The sequence below is a fragment of the Actinophytocola sp. genome (assembly GCF_035712165.1).
Taxonomy (GTDB): domain Bacteria; phylum Actinomycetota; class Actinomycetes; order Mycobacteriales; family Pseudonocardiaceae; genus DASYTH01.
In genome coordinates this window covers 1-19,161 of the sequence record NZ_DASTBH010000473.1, presented here as the reverse complement: position 1 = coordinate 19,161, position 19,161 = coordinate 1, and the positions used below count along the sequence as shown (strand labels likewise).

Below are 19,161 nucleotides of genomic sequence, written 5' to 3'. Positions count from 1 at the left end.
CAGGCCCGGCGGGAGCAGGGTGCGCTGCAGGTCGAGCAGCACCCGGCGTTCCGCGCTGAGCCGCTCCCGGGCGTCGTGCGCGTCGGCCTCGGCCCTCCGCCGCTGGTGGACTATCGCCGTCACGTCGATCACGTGCGCCAGCAGCATCGGCTCGCCGTCCGGACCGGGCACCGGCAGCACGCTGAAGTTGTAGAACCCCTCCTCCGGCACGCCGTCGCCGTTGCGGTCCACCTCGATCCGGCGCTCCACCTCCAGGATCGGGCGCCCGGAGCGCCGCACCCGGTCGAGCAACTCGGCGATGTCCCGCTCGGCCACCTCGGGCGCCGCGTCCCGCACGGGCCGGCCGAGCAGGTCCGCGCGGTCCCCGACGCTGGCCCTGGCCATCCGGTTCGCCGCGACGATCCGGTGCTCGGGGCCGTGGAACAACCACGTGATGGCCGGGGTGTTCTCGAACGCAGCCATTACCGCGGCTACCGACCCGGGATCAGCGCGGTCCATGGTGACTGTTCCTGCCCTCGGTGATGAGGACTACAGCCTCACCGGGCCGGGCCCGGATCGCAACATCAACCCGTCATCCGGCGGGTGTCGTGGGCATGGCCACCCGGCCAAACCGTAGGATCGTCACGGTTGAGCCAACAGCCACCCCGGATTCGCCGGGTCGTGCACGGACCGCGCGGGGTTGCGGCATGATTCGCGATCCGGGGTCGGCCACCGAGATTTCGCCGTCGGCGCCCGGTCCGTGAGCAAGTCCCCTCGGAGTTCGTAGGAGTTTGCCGGTGATGTTCTCTCCCACCTACCCGGAGACGCCGGTCACACCTCCGCGGATGTCGCCTGACCAGCCGCTTCGGGTGCTGCTCATCGAGGACGACGACGGCGACGCGCTGCTGGTGACCGAGCAGCTCGCCGACGCGGCCAGCCCGGTCCAGGTCGATCGCGTTGACACCCTGGCCGGGGCGCTCAGCGGACCGGTGGAGGCCGACTGTGTGCTGCTCGACCTGCAGCTGCCCGACGCGGTCGGGCTGGCCGGCCTCACCCGGCTTCGCCAGCACGCCCCGGCAACGGCGGTGGTGGTGCTGACCGGCCAGCGCGACGAGCTGACCGGCATCGCCGCGGTCGCCGCCGGCGCGCAGGACTACCTGGTCAAGGACCAGGTGGACGGTCCGCTGCTGGTCAAGGCGATGCGCTACGCCTGGGAGCGCAAGCGCGCCGAGGAGGCCGAGCACCAGCTGCTCCAGCAGCAGCTGGTGGCCGACGAGAACAGCCGGCTGGAGCGCGGGCTGCTGCCCACGCCGCTGCTGAACGACACCACGCTGGACCTGACCGCCCGCTACCGCCCCGGCCGGCACGGTTCGCTGCTCGGTGGCGACTTCTACGACGCGGTCGAGCTGGACGACGGCACCGTGCACATGGTGATCGGCGACGTCAGCGGGCACGGCCCGGACGAGGCGGCGCTGGGCGTGGCGTTACGCATCGCCTGGCGGTCGCTGGTGCTCGCCGGGCTGCCCACCGAGCAGATCCTGACCACCGTGCAGCAGGTTCTGGTGCACGAGCGGGTGGTGCGCAGCTTCGTCACCCTGTGCATGATCACCATCGCGCCGGACCGCCGGTCGCTGCGGCTGCGGCTGGCCGGGCACCCGCCGCCGCTGCTGATCGCCGGCAGCGCCTGCCGGATGCTGCCCGACGACTGCCGGGGGGTCCCGCTCGGTGTTCTGCCCGACGCGCACTGGCAGCCGGTGGACGTGCCGCTGGACCCGGGATGGTCGCTGATGCTGTACACGGACGGGATCTTCGAGGGCCGCGTCGACGGGACCAGCGAACGGCTCGGCGAGGACCGGATGTCCGAACTGCTGATCGGCATGCTGCGGGACACCCCGACCTGGCAGACCGACCCGGGCGAGGTCCTCGACCGTCTGATCGCCACGGTCGAGCGGATCAACCGCGGCCCGCTCGACGACGACATCGCCGTCGCCCTGCTCTGTCATGGAGGTGACCGGTGAGCCGGCCGAACGTCAGCGGGACGAGCGGTCGCCGCCGCTGGCGGGTCCGTCGGTTCGTGGTGCTGCTGGTCGCGGTCGAGGTGGTGCTGCTCGGCGCGGCGATCACCGCCGGAGCGCTCGCCCTCGACCAGCTTTCCGCCGCCCGGTCGCGGGTGGTCGACCAGATCGACCCGGAGCTGATCCAGACCCAGAACCTGACCGCGGCGCTGCTCAACCAGGAGACCGGACTGCGCGGCTACCTGCTGTCCGGGCAGCGCGACTTCCTCGCGCCCTACCAGCAGGGCCAGGACGAGCAGAACCGGGCGGTCGAGGAGTTGCGCGGGCTCGGCGTGACCGACGGCTCGAGCGTCGACGCCGATCTGGACACCGTGCTGGCTCGCGCGGCGGCCTGGCGGGCGACCGCCGACCAGCTCACCCAGAGCGGTGCGAGCGACGCCGCGCTGGTGGAACGCGGCAAGACGCAGTTCGACGCGGTGCGCACCGCGCTCGGCACCATGCAAGCCAACCTGGAGCAGGCCCGGGCCACCGGCCGGGCCGACCTCGGCAGCGCCGCGACGGTGCTCAGCGTCGTCTTCGTGATCATCGCCGCGCTGCTGCTGACCCTGTTCGTGCTGCTCACCTTCGGGTTCAACCGGTCGGTGGTGCAGCCGCTGCTGCGCCTGGCCGGCCAGGTCCGGGACGTGACCGAGCACGACATCCACCGGTCGATCCAACCCACCGGCGGCCCGGCGGAGCTGGAGGAGCTCGCCGGTGACGTGGAGGCGATGCGCGGGCGGATCGTGACCGAGGTGACCGAGCTGCACCGGGCGCACGAGCTGCTCGACACCCGCACCCAGGCGTTGCAGCGGTCCAACTCCGACCTCGAGCAGTTCGCCTACGTCGCCTCGCACGACCTGCAGGAGCCGCTGCGCAAGGTGGCCAGCTTCTGCCAGCTGCTGCAGCGCCGTTACCAGGGCCAGCTCGACGAGCGCGGCGACCAGTACATCGAGTTCGCCGTCGACGGGGCCAAGCGGATGCAGGTGCTGATCAACGACCTGCTGGCGTTCTCCCGGGTCGGCCGCCGCTCCGGCGAGCAGACCGTGGTGAACACCGAGGAGCTGTTCGACACCGCGATCGGCAACCTGGAGCAGGTCATCGCCGACACCGGCGCCGAGGTCACCCATTCCGAGCTGCCCGAGGTGCGCGGCGAGGAGTCGCTGCTGACCGCGGTGTTCCAGAACCTGATCAGCAACGCGCTGAAGTTCCGCGGCGAGACGCCCCCGGTGGTCCGGGTCTCGGCCGAGCGGGACGGCGACGAGTGGGTGTTCACCGTCGCCGACAACGGGATCGGCATCGAACCCGAGTACGCCGACCGCATCTTCGTGATCTTCCAACGGTTGCACCCGAAGAACGCCTATCCGGGCACAGGGATCGGGCTGGCGATGTGCCGCAAGATCATCGAGCATCACGGCGGCCGGATCTGGTTGGACACCGAGTCCGGCGCGAGCGGGACCCGGTTCCGCTTCACGCTGCCGGCACTGAGCGACGAGAGCGCCGCGATCCCCGAACCCGTTCTGGCGCCTGCCGGAGCTGATCTGAAGGAAACCTCATGACCGAAGCGCTGCCCCCGATCGACATCCTCCTCGTCGAGGACGACCCCGGCGACGTGTTGATGACCAGGGAGGCCTTCGAGCATCACAAGATCCGCAACAACCTGCACGTCGCCAGCGACGGGGTGGAGGCGCTGCGGTTCGTGCGCCGGGAGGCGCCGTTCGAGGACGCCCCGAGGCCGGGGTTGATCCTGCTCGACCTCAACCTGCCGCGAATGGACGGGCGGGAGGTGCTGGCCGAGCTGAAGGCAACCCCGGACCTGCGGAGCATCCCGGTGGTCGTGCTCACCACCTCGGAGGCGGAGGAGGACATCGTGCGCAGCTATGACCTGCACGCCAACGCCTACGTCACCAAGCCGGTCGACTTCGACCGGTTCATCGAGGTGGTCCGCCAGATCGACGACTTCTTCGTCACCGTGGTGAAGCTGCCGCGCTGAGCGGTCAGGGCAGGTAGGTCAGGCCGACCGGACGGCCGGCGAGCGGCACGAGCGGGCGGCCGGTGCCGGTGGCCAGGTCGATCTCCACCAGCAGCGCGGCGCCGGAGCCCTGCGGCTGCACGGCCGCGATGGCCGACGCCGTGCCCTTGATGTCGAACCCGTGCGACTCCTTGACGTCCAGGCCCAACTTGCCGACGGTGCGCAGTTGTCCGGTGCGCGATCCCGCTGTGACCAGCGTGTCCCGGGCGGAGTCGACGCCGTAGAACACCGTGCCGGCGGCGCTGCCGGGGTAACCCGCGGCCGCGACCTCCGGAACCTGGCCGGCGGCCACGTCCGTTGCGGCGTAGAAGAGATTCGGGTCGGTACCGGCGAGTTCGCCGGTGTCCGGCCGGATCCGAAGGTTCACTCCGCTGTCGGTGACCACCCGGATCTGGTCGGTGACCGGGTCGACGTCGAAGCCGATGGCCCGTGCCGTCAAGGCGATCTTGGCGCCGACCGGCGTGGCCCGCCCGGTGCCGTGGTCCACTGTGTACAGCCGGCCGGCGGTGGACAGCGCGTACACGGTCGCGTTGGCGGGCCTGGTGTCCAGGCCGATCAGCCGCTCGCCGGACCCGAGCCCGGTGACCTGCACCCGGCTCCTGGGCAGCAACGGCCGGTCCACGTCGTGCCGGCTGAGCATCCCGTCGTCGGTCAGCACCAGCAGCGACTCGCCCGGCGCGGCGGTCGCCATCCCGACGCCGGCACCGGCCAGGCCGAGCGCCGCGGCCAGGATGAGAAGTGTTCTGCGCATGACTGTTACCCCGTTTCGTCGATGGAGTTCCTCCACCTGGATTCGAAACGAAGGGCGGTCCGGTTCGGTCAGCCGGCCTGGCAAACCGTGCCGTTGAGGGTGAAGGCGATCGGGGTGACGTTGGGCCCGGAGTAGTTGCCGACGAAGCCGATGTTGGCGCTGCCGTTCGGCTCCAGCCGGCGGTTGAAGTCGGCGTTGGTGACGGTCATCGTGGTGCCGGTCTGGGTCCAGGTGCCGTTCCAGCCGCCGCCGAGGCTCTGCCAGCCGGTGGGCCAGCGGAAGGTGAGGGTCCAACCGTCGATCGGGTTCGCCCCGGTGTTGGTGAGGTCGACGCTGGCGACGAACCCGCTGCCCCAGTTGGTCACGTCGGTGAACCGGACCGCGCAGCCGCTCCGCTGCGGCGCCGTGGTGGTGATGGTGAGCGGCGGCGACGCCCAGGACACCGCGCCCGCCGTGTCGCGGGCCAGCACGTTGACCGTGTAGCGGCTGCCCGGGTTGAGGTTGTGCACGGTGAACGTGGTGCCGGACGTCTCGCCCCACTGCTCGCTGGTGGCGCCGTTGTCCCGGTACACCTCGTACTTGGCGACCGGCCGGCTGCCGGGCGCGGACGCCGGCCAGCTGATCGTGGCGTCCCGGTCGGTGACCGCGCCGGCCACCGGGGCGCCCGGAGTGTTCGGCGCCGCCTGGACCGGCGTGGCCGGGTGCAGCACCAGGGTGGTCAGCGAGTAGGGCGGCAGCGTCTGGCTGGTGGCCGAGCCGGACTCGGCGCTGGCGATGCCGGCCGCCCCGTTGGTGAAGCTGTGCACCAGGGGCGGCTGCGCCGCCGCCGCGAAGCCGGCGTAGTCGATGGCGACCGGGTGCGCGTTGTCCGGGTCCTTGTTGAGCAGCAGCACGGAGAGATCCCCGTTGGGCCGGCGGGCCGCGTGCGCGGTGACCATCGGGTTGTCCGTGGCGGCGTTGACGAACTGGTCGCCGGGGCGGACGAACAGGCTCAGCATGCGCAGCGCGTGGTAGGGCGCGAACGGGGTGTTCAGCGCCGGCTCGCAGGTGCCGTCGGCCAGGCAGTTGGCGCTGGAGAGCAGACCCCAGTCGTCGTAGTCGGTCTGACCGGCCACAGTGGACACCGCGCCGATCCCGTTGTGCGTGTTCCACCAGTCGACGGTGAACACGCCATTGGCGAGCAGCCCCGCGTAGGAGTCGGCGGCGAGCAGCGCGCCCGGCTGGGTGTTCTTGCCGACCGAGGCGTTCATCTCGGTGAGCGCGATGCCGAGCCGGTCGGAGTTCGGTCCGGCGAACCGGCTGATCTGCTGGCGCACCAGGTAGGTCAGGTCGTCGATCTGGTCCGGTTTGGACAGTACCTCGGCGGCGTTGGCGCCACCCGGGTACCAGTGCAGGATCACGAAGTCCACGTGCGGCCCGGCGATGGACAGCACGGTCTGGTTCCAGGTGGCCGGATCGCCGTCGGCGACCACGCCGTCCGGCCAGCCGGCCGGGGTGGTCAGCACCGCGCCGATCTTGACGGTCGGATCGACGGCCTTCATCGCGGTGGCGAAGGCCACCACCTCGTTGGCGTAGCCGGTCGGGCTCTTGTCCGGGTGGTTGTCCGCCTCCCAGGCCGCGCCGTAGTGGCCGTTGCCGTACAACTCGTTGCCGATCTCCCAGTACCGCACGCCGTAACCGCGCTCGAGGTTGGCGTGCCGCACCCAGCCGGCGGCCTCCTCCGGGGTGCCGGTGCCGTAGTTGGCGATCACCATGGCCTCGCCGCCGGCGCGCTGGACGCCGGCCATGAAGGTGTCGAAGTCGGTGTTGGGCGCGACGAACCCGCCGGGCGCGGTGTGGGTCTGCCAGTGGTAGATGTCGCCGTAGGAGCCGCCCGGATAGCGCATCAGCTTCACCCCAGCGGCGCCGAGCAGGTCGGACACCTCCGGTGAGCCGAGATGGGTGTCCCAGACCGCGTGGTTGAGCCCCAACCCGGTCCGCGGCATCGTGGCGAGCCCGGCCCGGGTGTTCACCTTGACCCGCACCGGATCGTCCGGTGCGCCGCCGGCCACCGGGGCGGTGAGCAGCCCGGCGCCCAGCAGAACCGTTGCGGCGAAAGCGATGCGGCGAAGTCGAGCTGCCATGGCACACCCCGTTGTCACCTGGCCGGCTCCCGTCTGGGAGCGCTCCCAGGCAGTGACGCTAAACCCGATCGTCGCTCCACGTCAACGATCGGGTTCGCGGGGTCACTTGGCCTTATCCGGCTTGTCAGCCTTTTCGGGCTTGTCCTTGGCCGGCTTCGCCGGTTTCTCCTTGTCGTTCTTCTTGGTCTTGGTCACCGGTTCGGCCGACGTGGGCACCGTGGGCACCGGGGCCACCGGCGGCTCGGTGATGGCCGGGGCCGGTGCGGGTTGCTGCACGGCGGGGTCGGCGAGCGATGTCGGCGTGATGAACAGTTCCGCGGTCGGCACCGGGACGGGTGGCGCGGGGACGGTCGGGTCGGCCGCGATCGCGGCGGTGCCGGTGGCGGTGACCACGGCGGCGCCCACCACGACCGACTTCACGGCCGCCAGCCAGGGAACCGTCGCCACCGCCGCTGCGACCGACCCGCCGGTCGAGGCGGAGATGTAGGCCAGGGCCAGCGGCGTGCCGAGGATGACCGGGCCGAGTAACGAGCGCAGTTCGGCGTTCACCTGCACCAGACCGCTGGCCAGCCGGCTGCAGTCGCGGCACCGGTCCAGGTGCTTGGTGATCCGGCGCATGGTGTGCCGGGGGCAGCCGCGCCGAACCCAGATCGACAGCTGCGCCGCGATGGCCCGGCAGTCCGGCCGGGTCACCGCCGGCAGGTGCTGGCGCAGGTAGGCCTGCCGCAGCCCCTCCCGCGCCCGGTAGGCCAGCGCCGACACGCTGTTGGGTGCGAGCCCGAGCAGCGGCGCGATCTCGGCCGGCGACTCGCCCTCGATCTCGGTGTGCCACAACACGGTCCGCCACCGTTCCGGCAGGGTGGCGAACGCCTCGGCGGCCACGTTGGCCTCCAGCCGGGCCAGGATCGGATCGTCGTTGCGATCGCGCGGCGGGGCTTCCGGGACCTCGGCGCACAGCGCCACGTCGGCCCCGCGCCGGACGTCGGTGATCATCGTGTTGCGCATGGTCACCAGCAGGTAGGCACGAAACGCCTCGTCCGGACCGTGCCCGGCGCGCAGCACCCGCAGCACCCGGGTGAACGCCTCGGCGACCAGGTCCTCCCGTTCGGCGTTGGTCGAGGCCAGCGCCGTCGCGGCGCGCCGCGCGGCCGCGAGATGGCGTTCGTAGAGCACGCCGTAGGCCGCGGCGTCCCCCGTCCGCACGGCCTTGATCAGTTCGGCGTCACTGGGCGCGCCGCTTGTCGCCTCGTCGACGGCCTCTGACACCCATACCTCCCAATGGTTGTGCACCTGCACGTGAAGGTCACTTATGACCATTCAACGAGACACATTCGGGAAGGATGTGGTTGATCTCACAAATTCACAGGAAAATCATGCGAGCGGCACAAGAAGCCTGACAAACGCATACGGGGTTTGCCCCAAGCGGCCGATCGTCCACTCGATCTTCGTTGGGCTGCACCATGTTCGGCCGGACGCACCGGCAAGAGCGGTCCAGATGGAAAAGCCCGCGTACCAAGTCAGAACTGTCTGACATTGGCCGGTCAAACGCACCAGCCGGCCGCCTGAACGGCGACCGGCTGGCAAAAGTGCCTTTCTGGGATCAGACCCGGAACTCGGCAACAGTGGCGTGCAGCTCCGCGCTGACCCGGGCCAGTTCGCGAGCGGCCATCTGCGACTCGGTCGCACCGTTCGCGGTGGACACGGCCGCCTCGGCGACCCCGGCGATGTTGTCCGCGATCTGCTGGCTGGTGGTCGCGGCCAGACCGACGTTGCGGCTCATCTCGTTGGTGGTCGAGGTCTGCTCCTCCACCGCCGAGGCGATGGTGACCTGGTAGTCGTTGACCCGCGCGACGATGCTGGCGATCTTGTCGATGGCCGCGACCGCCTCGGTCGTGTCCGCCTGGATGGCGGCGACCCGCTGGGCGATGTCCTCGGTCGCCTTCGCGGTCTCCTGGGCCAGGTCCTTGACCTCGCCGGCCACGACCGCGAAGCCCTTGCCGGCGTCGCCGGCCCGGGCCGCCTCGATGGTGGCGTTGAGGGCCAGCAGGTTGGTCTGCTCGGCGATCGACGTGATCGTCTTGACCACCTCGCCGATCTCCTGCGAGGAAGTGCCCAGCCGGTTGACGACCTCGCTGGTGTCCTTCGCCGCGGTGACGGCCTCGCCGGCCACCTGGGCGGCGCCCTGGGCGTTCTCGGTGATCTGGCGGATCGAGGTGATCATCTGCTCACCGCCGGCGGCGGCGGTGGTGACGCTCTCCGACACGTCCTCGGCACCGGCGGCCACCTGGGCGGCCTGGGCGCTGGTCTGCTCGGCGGTCGCGGCGATCTCCTCCGCGGTGGCGGCCACCTGCGCCGAGGCGCTGGACATGGCGTCGGCGTGCTGGCTGAGCTTGTCCATCGTGGTGCGCAGCGACTCGATGGTCTCGTCCAGCGCGTTGCCCAGCCGGCTGATCTCGTCCTTGCCGGTCAGCCCGGCCCGCAGGGTCAGGTCCTTGTGCGCCAGGCCGTCGATGGCCTTCGAGGCCGCGCTCAGCGGGCGCACAACGGCCCGGGTGGTGCGGATGGCCAGCGCGATCGCCAGAGCGATGGCGAGCCCGACCGCGATGGCGGAGACCGTGTTGCTGGTCGTGCGGGCGTTGTCGGCGTCCTGCTTGGCCACCTCGACCCGCTTGTTGACCGACTCGTCGAGCTTGTCGGCGATGTCCAGGGCGACACCGTAACCGTCGGCGGCCTCACCGCCGTTGATGCTGTCCATGGCCTGGACCCGGACGTCCTGGCCCTCGCCGGCCTTCAGCGATTCCATGATCTTGTCGTCGTACTGGAAGAACGAGCTCCACGCCGGGGTCAACTGGTCCCACAACCCGCGCTCGGTGTCGTCCATGTACTGCGTGTGCGCGTTCTTGAGCAGGTCGAACAGCGCCGCCTTGCTCTCCAGCTCACCGCCGCGGTTGTAGGCGTCGTCGGCGGCCGACTTGGCGTTGCCGTAGGCGCCCGCGTCGGCCATCACCAGCGCCTGCCAACCGGTCACGTCGGCGACGGCGTAGCGCAGCTTCTGCACGTCCTGCTGCACCAGCACCAGGTTCGCCAGGCGCTCCTGGGCGTCCTGCTGCTGGGCGGTGCCCCACCAGCCGGCGCCGGCGGCGATGGCGATGAGCGCGGTGATGGCGCCGAACGCCCGGCCCAACCGGCCACCAACGGTGGCTTTCATGATCCGCATGGAACTCGTGCTCCTGTCTGGTTTTCGTGGGTCAAAGGGTGAAACCGGCGACGGTGCGGTGCAGCTCGGCACTGACCCGGGCCAGTTCCCTAGCGGCCGACTCCGACTCGGTGGCCCCGTTGGCGGTCGAGACCGCCGCACCGGCGACGTTGGCGATGTTCTCGGCGATGTCGCGGCTGGACTCGGCCGCCGCGGCGACGTTGCGGTTCATCACGTCCGTCGTGGCCGTCTGCTGTTCCACCGCCGCGGCGATGGTCATCTGGTACTCGTTGATCCGGCCGACGATCTGGCCGATCCGCTCGATCGCGGCGACCGCCCGGCCGGTGTCCGCCTGGATCGCGGAGATCCGATCGGCGATGCCGCCGGTCGCCTTGGACGTCTCCTGGGCCAGGTCCTTGACCTCGCCGGCCACGACCGCGAAGCCCTTGCCGGACTCCCCGGCGCGCGCCGCCTCGATGGTGGCGTTGAGCGCCAGCAGGTTGGTCTGCTCGGTGATCGACGTGATGGTCTTGACCACGTCGCCGATCTCCTGCGAGGACACCCCGAGCCGGTGCACCACCTCGGTGGTGTCCTTGGCCGCGGCCACCGCCTCCTCGGCCACCCGCGCCGCGCCTGCGGCGTTCTCGGTGATCTGGCGGATCGAGGCGATCATCTCGTCACTGCCGTCGGCGGCGGTGCCGACGCTGGTCGACACCTGCTCGGCGCCGGCGGACACCTGGCGGGCCTGGGCGCTGGTCTGCTCGGCGGTCGCGGCGATCTCGCTGGCCGCCTCGGACACCTGGCTGGACGCCGTGGTCAGGGCGTCGGCGTGCTCGGAGAGCGTGCCGATCGTGCCGCGCAGGGAGTCGATCGTCTCGTCCAGCGCCACCCCGAGCTGGCTGATCTCGTCCTTGCCGGACAGTCCGGTGCGCACGGTCAGGTCGCCGCTGGCCAGGCCGCGCACCACGGTCACCGCGGTGGACAGCGGGCGGACGATCTTGCGGGTGGCCCGGATTGCCATGCCGATCGCCAGCAGGATGCCGAACACCAGCGCGGCTCCGGCGACGATGTTGCTGGTGGTGCGGGCGGTGGTGGCGTCCTGCTCCGCCTCGGCCAGCCGGCCGTTGATGGACTGGTCGAGCTGGTCGGCGAGCTCGAGGGACTTGTTGTAGCCGGCTGCGGCGGCACCGCCGTTGATGCTCATCAGGGCCGCGGTGCGGGGCGCGGCGGTCTTGTCCGCGCGCAGCGCCTCCACCATCTTGGTGTCCTCGGCGAAGAACCCGTCCCAGGTCGGGGTCAGCTCGGCCCACAACGCCTTCTCGGCGGCGTTCATGTCAGCGGTGTGGCCGCCCTCGAGCACCTCGTAGAGCGCGGCCTTGGCCTTCAGCTCACCGGCCCGGTTGTAGGACTCGTCGGACACGGCCGAGGCGTTGCCGAACGAGTTCGTGTCGGCGATCATCAGGCCCTGCCAGCCGGTGACCTCGGCGGCCTGGTAGCGGACCTGCTGCACGTCCCGCTGGATCTGGACCAGGGCGGCGACGCGCTCCTGGGCGTCGGCCTGCTGCTGCATGCCCCAGAAGCCGGCACCCGCGGCGACTGCGATGAGCGCGGCGACGGCGCCGAATGATCGGCCCAACCGACCACCCACGGTGGCTTTCATGATCGGCATGTGAAGGTTCCCGACTGACGAAGGTTTGGCGGTGTCTCCCTGGCCATCGACCGACCAGCCGCCCAGCTGAGCGGCAAAGGGGAAAGTCGCCCAGCTCACGCTCGTTGAACGTTTCAGCAATCGACCCGCTCCAGCCGCTACCCAGGGCGACCGCCTTGACACGCATCCGGTACCGGCCTAGCTTCCGTCCCAGGCGGTGGGCTCAAAATCGTTTCAACAGGGCAGCCGACCAGCCGTCTGCCCCGCAGGAAAGCGCTTACCAACTCCACACGGCAGGAGGAGACGGCATGCGACCCAGCACCCGCTCCGCGGCACTCGTTCTGGCGGCCCTGCTCGGCGCCACGGCCTGCGGCTCCGGCGAGGACTCCGGCGGCGGCGGTCCGGTGACCATCCGGTTCGACTGGTGGGGCAACCCGGACCGGGCCGCGGTCACCGAGAAGGCGATCGACGAGTTCGAGCGCCGCAACACCGACATCAAGGTGGAGACCTCCTACGCCGAGTTCAACGCCTACTTCCAGAAGCTCGCCACCCAGATCGCCGGCGGCAACGCGCCCGACGTGTTGCAGATGGACTACCGCTACGTGCGGGAGTACGCCGACCGCAACGTCCTCGCCGAACTGGACAACGGCCCGGCCAAGGTGGACACCGGCGGCATCACCCGGCAACTGCTCTCCGGCGGGTCGGTGGGCGGCAAGCTCTACGCCATCCCGCCCACCCAGAACACCCAGATGTTCACCTGGGACCCCGCGCAGTGGACCCAGGCCGGCGCCACCGCGCCGAAGGACGGCTGGACCTGGTCCGACCTGCGCACCGCGGCCCAGAAGGTCAGCGACGCCACCGGCGGCAAGGTGCGCGGCCTCAGTGACTTCGGCGGCATCGAGGACTGGTTCGAGGTCTGGCTGCGCCAGCAGGGCAAGACCCTCTACACCGACGACGGCAAGCTCGGCTACGGCGCCGCGGAGGTGGCGAGGTGGTGGGAGCTCAGCAACGGCCTGCGCAAGGCCGGCGCCGCCACCCCGGCCGAGGTGACCGCCAAGCTGGACGGCTCGCTGGCCAACGACCCGGTGGCCCAGAAGGTCGCCTCCAGCGGCTTCGGCTACAGCAGCGGGTTCACCGCGCAGACCTTCGAACTGTTCGGCCGCGAGATGAAGGTCGGGTCGTTCCCGACGGACGGCGGGAAACTCGGCCAGTACGCCAAACCGGCCATGATGTTCAGCATCGCGGCGCGCTCGGAGCACAAGGAGGCGGGCGCGAAGCTGATCAACTTCCTGATCAACGACCCGGAGGCCGGCAAGATCCTCGGCATGTCCCGGGGGCTGCCGGCCAACCAGCAGGTACGCGAGCAGGTCGGTGGGACGTTGCAGGGACCGCCGGTGGTCACCTTCGAGTACGAGAAGGCGGTCGGGCCCAACCTCGAGCCGGCACCGCCGCCCCCGCCGAAGGGTGCCGGTGAGGTGAAGGCCGCGTTCCAGCGGACCTACGACGACGTGATCTTCGAACGCGGGTCGATCCAGGACAACGCCAACAAGTTCATCGACGCGGCGAAGGCGGCGATCTCGCCATAGTGGCGACCGTGCGCGCCCGGCGACGCGGCGAGCGGCCCGCCGTCGCCTACCTGTTCCTGTCGCCGTGGGTGCTCGGCGCGCTGCTGCTGACCGTCGGGCCGATGCTGGCGTCGCTGTACCTGTCGTTCACCGACTACAACCTGTTCACCACGCCGAACTGGGTGGGGTTCGCCAACTACCGCCGGCTGTTCGCCGACGACCCGCGGTTCCACGCGGCGGTGTGGGTGACGCTGAAGTACGTGCTGATCGCCACCCCGCTCAAGCTCGCCGCCGCGCTGGCCGTCGCCCTGCTGCTCAACCGGGTCAGCGCGGCGTCCGGGCTGTACCGGTCGGCCTTCTACGCGCCGTCCCTGCTCGGCGCCAGCGTGGCCGTCGCGCTGGTGTGGCGGGTCATCTTCGACACCAACGGCGTCGTCGACCACGCGCTGGCCGCGGTCGGGATCGACACCGGCGGCTGGGTTTCCTCGCCACGCTTCGCGCTGCTGACCATCGTGGGACTGTCGGTGTGGCAGTTCGGTGCGCCGATGGTCATCTTCCTGGCCGGACTCAAGCAGATTCCCGGCGAGCTCTACGACGCGTCCGCAGTGGACGGCGCCGGCTGGTGGCGCACGCTGTTCTCGGTGACCCTGCCCATGCTCTCCCCGGTGATCTTCTTCAACCTGGTGCTGGAGACGATCCACAGCTTCCAGGCGTTCACCCCGGCCTTCGTGGTCAGCAGCGGGCGCGGCGGGCCGAGCGACTCCACGCTGTTCTACACGCTTTACCTGTACCAGAAGGGTTTCATCGAGTTCCGGATGGGCTACGCCTCGGCCATGGCGTGGATCCTGGTGCTCGTCATCGCGCTGATCACCGCGCTGATCTTCCGTACCGCCCGCTCCTGGGTCTTCTACCAGGGAGAGGTGTCCCGATGACGCTCACGGCGACCGAAACCTCGCTTCCAGCCGCAACACCGCCGGCTCGCGCGCCGCGCCGGGTACGCCGCGTGCGCCGCCTCGTCTGGCATGTGGCGTGCGGCGTGCTGCTGGTGGTGCTGCTGTATCCCGTTGTCTGGCTGGTGCTGTCGTCGTTCAAGCCGGCCGAGGAGATCCTGTCCAGCGTGCGACTGTGGCCCGAGCGGTTCATCCTGGGCAACTATGCCGAGGTTTTCGGCGGCCTGGCCGGGATTTCGGTGTGGCGGTTCTTCGCCAACTCGATGATGGTGTCGATCGGCGCGGTGATCGGCACCGTGGTGTCCTGCTCCCTGGCGGCATACGCGTTCGCCTGGCTGCGGTTCCGGCTGCGGTCCCCGCTGTTCGCCTTCATGATCGCCACGATCATGCTGCCGATCCACGTGCTGCTCATCCCGCAGTACACGATCTTCCACCGGCTGGACATGATCGACACGTTCTGGCCGCTGATTCTGCCCAAACTCCTTGCCACCGACGCGTTCTTCGTGTTCCTGATGGTGCAGTTCATGCGCGGGCTACCCAGCGAGCTCGGTGACGCCGCCCGGATCGACGGCTGCGGCCCGTTCCGCACCTTCGGCTACATCGTCCTCCCGCTGGCCCGGCCGGCCCTGGTGACGACCGCGATCTTCACCTTCATCTGGTCCTGGAACGACTTCTTCAGCCAGCTGATCTACCTCAACACCCCCCGCAACTACACCCTCCCCTTGGCACTACGCCTGTTCATCGACCAGACCAGCGAGACCTCCTACGGCGCCATGATGGCCATGTCGGTGCTGTCCCTCCTCCCCATCGCGCTGTTCTTCTTCGCCTTCCAACGACTTCTGGTGCAGGGTGTCGCCACGACCGGGTTGACCGGATGACCCGCGCCACGCACACCACGTTCACCCTGTTCGCCGACACCCTGCTGGTCGGCCTGTGCACCGCCGTGACCGCGCTCGGGATCATCACCGCCTACCCCGGTTTCATCGCCGCCTGCGCTCTGCTCCGGGACGGCCTGGTCGAAGACCGCCCCATCACCCTCCGCGCCTACCTGTCCCGGCTCCGCCAAGTCCTCCGCACCGGCCCCGCCGTCCTAATGGTTCCCCCCGCCATCGCCGCCATCCTGGCCATTGACGCCATCGCCATAGCCGCCGGCGTCCCCGGCCGCACCCCCTTGACCGTCCTACTGATCCTCGCCACCACCGCCACCCTCACCTTCGCCGTCCGCCTGGCCCCCCACTGGCGGCCGGACACCCCGTGGCGCACCCTCATCGCCTCCACCCCCCGAGACCCGGCCGGCACCGTCCTCACCCTGCTCGCCGCCACCGCCGCCCTCACCATCGCCGTCGCCATCCCCATCACCACCCTCCTCATCCCCGGCCCCCTAGCCCTAGCCTCCGTAACCATCTCCCTCAAATCCCCCTAACCCCCCCGAGTCCCCACTTCCAGCACGCGAGTTCCCCGTTCCAGCCCGGGGTGAACCGAGTACTCAGGTGGGTCCGGCCCGTTGTGTTCACGTGCCCCACCGGGTCGTCATCTCGCCGTGCCGCCCGGCGAGATCGTCACCGTGCAGGAGCAGGCAGGCCAGGCACCTTCGGCCGTCCTGGTCGGTGAGCCGGCTGGCCGTCGCGCTGTGCTCACACAGTGCCTCGGCAACGACTTCCCCGATTTTCTCGACCCGGAAAGCGTGTACGAGATGGTCCCATGGTGACAGCAGCCAGGTGATGCGGCCGGGTAGTCGCGCTGGCTGGAATCCGGGCGTAATTCCCAAATGTGGCAAGGGGTTGCCGTGCGCGCGGTACATCACGCGCTGTCCGGTGAATGCGCGGCGACCGTGCAACCAACGGTAATTGTCAAGAATGTATCCCTGGCCAGCGTTGAGTCGAAATATCTGGGCATGGCGATCTATCGTCGCGCGAAGAACGGGCAGCCAATGAATGACTTCGGGGGAGAATTGCGATAGCTCATCCAGCCGCAGGCGAAGGATGAGCCGGTCCCCAGTTCTTGTGAACACCGAGCCAAGGTGCCCGGCGGCTCCACCGAACAGAGTCGACCGGGGAGCACCCAATGCCTCGAGGGCCCTAGGATGAGACCCGGCCAAGTCGTCGTAGACAGCCTTGCCGTCGATAGCGACGCACTCGCCGCCACTGCTCCCCGGCTGCCCGCATGACATCATCAGAAGAATCGGCGGGTCGGCAATACCCGACCGGTCGGTGTGAGGGTTGAGCGCGCAGGCGCTGAAACCGGCGAAACCGCTGGGGACTCGGCCACCAACATCGGCAATCGTGGTCAGCCCGGTCGGGTCGCTGTCCCGGTGTGGCACGACCGTGGCGATCGAACTGGCGAGCCGAAGCAGAGCATCCGGACCGGCCACATCGTCGAGCAGGACCAGACCCTGCTCCGCCAACGCCGAAACAAGACCGGCTACTGAGTCTGCACAGTCGGTGCGCGGGCGGTGCCATGTCCACGAGTCGGGCATCCCTCTGACCTCCCGAGTGATCCAACTTGGCCAGGTCAAGAAAAGGCCAGGTCAAGCCCGGTGTCCAGGGACAGATTGTCAACCCGGCGCACCCACCAGTTCCCGCCGGATGCGCTACGTTGCTGGCAAGACCGCACGGGGTAGGAGGCCACACCAGGTGGACCAGGACACGCACCGACAGCAAGCGTTCCCAATCTCGGTCAAAGGGGTCGTGGTGCGCGGCGGTAAGGTGCTCTTGCTGCGCAACGAACGCGAGGAATGGGAACTGCCGGGCGGTCGCATCGAGATCGGTGAGACCTCCGAGGAATGCGTTGCCAGGGAGATCCTGGAGGAAACCCGGTGGAAAGTCGAGACCGGCCCTATTCTCGACACCTGGATGTACTACATCAGCGCCGCCGAAAAGCATGTTTTCATCGTGACTTACGGGTGCTATCCGATTGGCCAGACCCAACCGATCCTGTCGCACGAGCACAAAGAGATCCGCCTGTTCGATGAGCACGAGGTGGCCATCCTGGTCATGCCGGACGGCTACAAGCGGTCGATCGCCACGTGGTATGCCAGGCTACGCGAGAATCCGCCACTGGCCGGGTAACAACCATGAATGGTCAGCGGTGCGGAGCATGCGGGGCGGACCTGAACACATCCGCCGCGCAACCACTCAGCCACATCTGCGCCGCCAGTGCCAATCTGACCTCGCTGGCGGCGTCCGATCGCCGTTTCGTTCCAGCGGTATGGATGTGGTCCGCTCCCGCCGCCGGCGCAGCGCTGGCCAGCCGTGACCTGGCCAGGATCCTACGGACCTACCGGCGCCTCAACGGTGTCAGCCAGCAACAGCTTGCCGACCTGCTCGGCTACGACAAGACCTACATTTCCATGATCGAGACCGGGCGCCGGTCGATCAACGATCTCGGCACCCGACGGCACATCGCGCGCGTGCTCGCCCTGCCCACCCATGTGTTGGGAATAACCGACGAGGATGACGCGGACTTCGCCGCCATGGTCCAATTCGGTGACTCAACGATTCGCCTGGCCGAGATCGCCCGGCAGGCCGGCCGAGCTGTCGATGCCGTCAACGAGCTCTGGCCGCTGATCGCCCGGCTGGAAGCCCGTGCCGCCGAGGGACACATCGAGCGGGACATCCTGGCTCTTCTCGGGCAGGCCCGGGTCGCGCTCGGCGTCTCGCTGGGCACCATCCTTCCCGAGGAACGCCTGAGCACCGCGGCCCGCTGGACCGGTAAGGCTTTGATCATCGCCGAACGTCTCGACGATCCCCGCTTCCTGGCCTACACGCTCCGGATGCACGGCAACGAACTTCGTAAAGCCAACCGAATCCCCGCAGCCATCACCCGACTGCGCCGCGCCGCCAGCCTGTCCACCGACCGAGAGGGACGCGCAACCGCGCTGGCGTTTCTCGCCCGCGCCGCCGGCGAGTACGGCCAACCCGACCTGTTCGACAACGCGATCGCGGGCTACCGCGACCTGCTCGACCACGGGCCGACCCAGGGCATGCTGGTCAACCCCTTTACCTTCCGCGAAGTCCACCTACGTGGACTCCTCGCCACCGGCCGTGCCACCGAGGCCGTCCAGATAATGCACACCGGCCTGGCGGATACGACACCGGCCGCCCCGCAATGGCACATCATCGAACGGGTCACCGCCGGACAGGTCCATCTCGCCGCCGGCAACCACGAGGCCGCCAACGAGGCCCTCCGAACAGCGCTCACCGCCGCCGAAACCCACCGACTACCACACCAGATTCAACGCACTATCCGCACGGCACACGACGGCGGCCTCACCGAAATCAGCACCGACGGCCACGCCGCCCTGCGGCGACTGAACATCCTCCTCGCCCCGCCCGCTGCAGCCATGAACCACCCCTCCCAGGAGCCCAAAGGGCCTGGGCACCTCCACTGACCGACGGTTTTGAAAGTATCTTGATACTCCCTTTCCCCAGCAAGCGAGTCCCCACTTCCAGCCCGACGAGTTGCCACTTCCAGCCCGACGAGTCGCCACTTCCAGCCCGGCGAGTCGCCACTTGGTGCGGTGCTCGGGTTTCTTCCGGAACGCCGGGGTGGTCGGCTGGGCGGGCGCTGGTGGCGGCGTTCCGTCCGGCTCCGCCCTGCCGTCGGCGCTGGTGTCGGCTCCCAGTTTCCGGGGTTGCCTGGTTGCCGTCCCCCGCTGCATCGGAACGCCCAGGGTGGTCACCTTGCTTGAGCTGGGCCCGGCGTTCCGACGCACGACTGTGGACAGCCCCACGGCGTGCGTGGCTGTGGGGCTGGGGGCCTGCCCACAGCCGTGCACCGACGTCGTTCTCCCGCACTGCCGTTGTCGGTCACCCCGGGGATCACTCGAAAGTGTGCAGGTCACCGGCATGATCGGCACGGGTGGGG

At 69.4% G+C, this 19,161-nt stretch carries 16 protein-coding genes; 9 read left to right on the top strand and 7 right to left on the bottom strand.

The features are described 5' to 3' along the window. Positions 1–462 (bottom strand): PAS domain-containing protein (locus tag VFO68_RS26770; RefSeq protein ID WP_325161158.1); only part of this gene is annotated, 462 nt, incomplete at its 3' end. A 317-nt stretch (positions 463–779) separates the two neighbouring features. On the opposite strand from VFO68_RS26770, the gene VFO68_RS26765 reads away from it, so the two are divergent. From VFO68_RS26765 to VFO68_RS26755, 3 genes are read left to right on the top strand one after another with little or no spacing between them, the layout of a single operon-like run. Next, positions 780–1,997, top strand: coding sequence for a PP2C family protein-serine/threonine phosphatase (locus VFO68_RS26765; protein WP_414635583.1), 1,218 nt, complete (start codon positions 780–782; stop codon positions 1,995–1,997). Continuing rightward, the gene (locus VFO68_RS26760; RefSeq protein WP_325161157.1) at positions 1,994–3,589 is read left to right on the top strand and encodes a sensor histidine kinase; all 1,596 of its coding nucleotides are present in this window, start codon (positions 1,994–1,996) and stop codon (positions 3,587–3,589) included. Before VFO68_RS26765 ends, VFO68_RS26760 begins: the two co-directional genes overlap by 4 nt. After that, positions 3,586–4,023: a response regulator gene (locus tag VFO68_RS26755; RefSeq protein WP_325161156.1), complete on the top strand. Its 438-nt coding sequence runs from the start codon at positions 3,586–3,588 to the stop codon at positions 4,021–4,023. Before VFO68_RS26760 ends, VFO68_RS26755 begins: the two co-directional genes overlap by 4 nt. A 4-nt stretch (positions 4,024–4,027) precedes the next feature. Here VFO68_RS26755 and VFO68_RS26750 read toward each other — a convergent pair whose 3' ends face one another. From VFO68_RS26750 to VFO68_RS26730, 5 genes are all read right to left on the bottom strand, one after another. Then, positions 4,028–4,813 (bottom strand): DUF4394 domain-containing protein, encoded by a 786-nt coding sequence (locus tag VFO68_RS26750; RefSeq protein ID WP_325161155.1) that lies wholly within the window; start codon positions 4,811–4,813, stop codon positions 4,028–4,030. Positions 4,814–4,881: 68 nt separating this feature from the next. Continuing rightward, the gene (locus VFO68_RS26745) at positions 4,882–6,936 is read right to left on the bottom strand and encodes a cellulose binding domain-containing protein (protein WP_325161154.1); all 2,055 of its coding nucleotides are present in this window, start codon (positions 6,934–6,936) and stop codon (positions 4,882–4,884) included. 102 nt (positions 6,937–7,038) lie between these two features. Further along, entirely contained in the window at positions 7,039–8,202 is a 1,164-nt protein-coding gene (locus VFO68_RS26740) for a sigma-70 family RNA polymerase sigma factor (protein ID WP_325161153.1), read from the bottom strand. A gap of 334 nt (positions 8,203–8,536) precedes the next feature. Then, entirely contained in the window at positions 8,537–10,144 is a 1,608-nt protein-coding gene (locus VFO68_RS26735; RefSeq protein ID WP_325161152.1) for a methyl-accepting chemotaxis protein, read from the bottom strand. A 40-nt stretch (positions 10,145–10,184) separates the two neighbouring features. Then, positions 10,185–11,792: a methyl-accepting chemotaxis protein gene (locus VFO68_RS26730; RefSeq protein WP_325161151.1), complete on the bottom strand. Its 1,608-nt coding sequence runs from the start codon at positions 11,790–11,792 to the stop codon at positions 10,185–10,187. Between the two features lie 296 nt (positions 11,793–12,088). Here VFO68_RS26730 and VFO68_RS26725 point away from each other — a divergent pair, with 296 nt between their 5' ends. The 4 genes from VFO68_RS26725 to VFO68_RS26710 all read left to right on the top strand — a co-directional run bounded on the left by VFO68_RS26725 (position 12,089) and on the right by VFO68_RS26710 (position 15,718). Continuing rightward, positions 12,089–13,366 carry an ABC transporter substrate-binding protein gene (locus tag VFO68_RS26725; protein ID WP_325161150.1) on the top strand — a complete coding sequence of 426 codons (1,278 nt, stop codon included), beginning with the start codon at positions 12,089–12,091 and terminating at the stop codon, positions 13,364–13,366. A gap of 8 nt (positions 13,367–13,374) precedes the next feature. Beyond that, positions 13,375–14,277 carry a sugar ABC transporter permease gene (locus tag VFO68_RS26720; RefSeq protein ID WP_325161149.1) on the top strand — a complete coding sequence of 301 codons (903 nt, stop codon included), beginning with the start codon at positions 13,375–13,377 and terminating at the stop codon, positions 14,275–14,277. A gap of 71 nt (positions 14,278–14,348) precedes the next feature. Further along, positions 14,349–15,173: a carbohydrate ABC transporter permease gene (locus VFO68_RS26715; RefSeq protein ID WP_325161148.1), complete on the top strand. Its 825-nt coding sequence runs from the start codon at positions 14,349–14,351 to the stop codon at positions 15,171–15,173. Then, the gene (locus tag VFO68_RS26710; RefSeq protein ID WP_325161147.1) at positions 15,170–15,718 is read left to right on the top strand and encodes a hypothetical protein; all 549 of its coding nucleotides are present in this window, start codon (positions 15,170–15,172) and stop codon (positions 15,716–15,718) included. Before VFO68_RS26715 ends, VFO68_RS26710 begins: the two co-directional genes overlap by 4 nt. 87 nt (positions 15,719–15,805) lie before the next feature. On the opposite strand, the gene VFO68_RS26705 is transcribed toward VFO68_RS26710, so the two are convergent. Next, positions 15,806–16,771 carry a TauD/TfdA family dioxygenase gene (locus tag VFO68_RS26705; RefSeq protein ID WP_325161146.1) on the bottom strand — a complete coding sequence of 322 codons (966 nt, stop codon included), beginning with the start codon at positions 16,769–16,771 and terminating at the stop codon, positions 15,806–15,808. A 157-nt stretch (positions 16,772–16,928) separates the two neighbouring features. Between VFO68_RS26705 and VFO68_RS26700 the strand changes: the two genes are divergently transcribed. Both VFO68_RS26700 and VFO68_RS26695 read left to right on the top strand, forming a co-directional pair. Further along, positions 16,929–17,363, top strand: coding sequence for an NUDIX hydrolase (locus VFO68_RS26700; protein ID WP_325161145.1), 435 nt, complete (start codon positions 16,929–16,931; stop codon positions 17,361–17,363). Positions 17,364–17,368: 5 nt separating this feature from the next. Next, entirely contained in the window at positions 17,369–18,685 is a 1,317-nt protein-coding gene (locus tag VFO68_RS26695) for a helix-turn-helix domain-containing protein (protein WP_325161144.1), read from the top strand. Positions 18,686–19,161 lie beyond the last annotated feature (476 nt).

Bases quoted from the DNA above. Each gene is read 5' to 3' on its own strand.
- VFO68_RS26765 (WP_414635583.1), top strand. From the start codon at position 780: ATGTTCTCTCCCACCTACCCGGAGACGCCGGTCACACCTCCGCGGATG.
- VFO68_RS26755 (WP_325161156.1), top strand. From the start codon at position 3,586: ATGACCGAAGCGCTGCCCCCGATCGACATCCTCCTCGTCGAGGACGAC.
- VFO68_RS26750 (WP_325161155.1), bottom strand. From the start codon at position 4,813: ATGCGCAGAACACTTCTCATCCTGGCCGCGGCGCTCGGCCTGGCCGGT.
- VFO68_RS26745 (WP_325161154.1), bottom strand. From the start codon at position 6,936: ATGGCAGCTCGACTTCGCCGCATCGCTTTCGCCGCAACGGTTCTGCTG.
- VFO68_RS26735 (WP_325161152.1), bottom strand. From the start codon at position 10,144: ATGAAAGCCACCGTTGGTGGCCGGTTGGGCCGGGCGTTCGGCGCCATC.
- VFO68_RS26730 (WP_325161151.1), bottom strand. From the start codon at position 11,792: ATGAAAGCCACCGTGGGTGGTCGGTTGGGCCGATCATTCGGCGCCGTC.
- VFO68_RS26725 (WP_325161150.1), top strand. From the start codon at position 12,089: ATGCGACCCAGCACCCGCTCCGCGGCACTCGTTCTGGCGGCCCTGCTC.
- VFO68_RS26710 (WP_325161147.1), top strand. From the start codon at position 15,170: ATGACCCGCGCCACGCACACCACGTTCACCCTGTTCGCCGACACCCTG.
- VFO68_RS26705 (WP_325161146.1), bottom strand. From the start codon at position 16,771: ATGCCCGACTCGTGGACATGGCACCGCCCGCGCACCGACTGTGCAGAC.
- VFO68_RS26695 (WP_325161144.1), top strand. From the start codon at position 17,369: ATGAATGGTCAGCGGTGCGGAGCATGCGGGGCGGACCTGAACACATCC.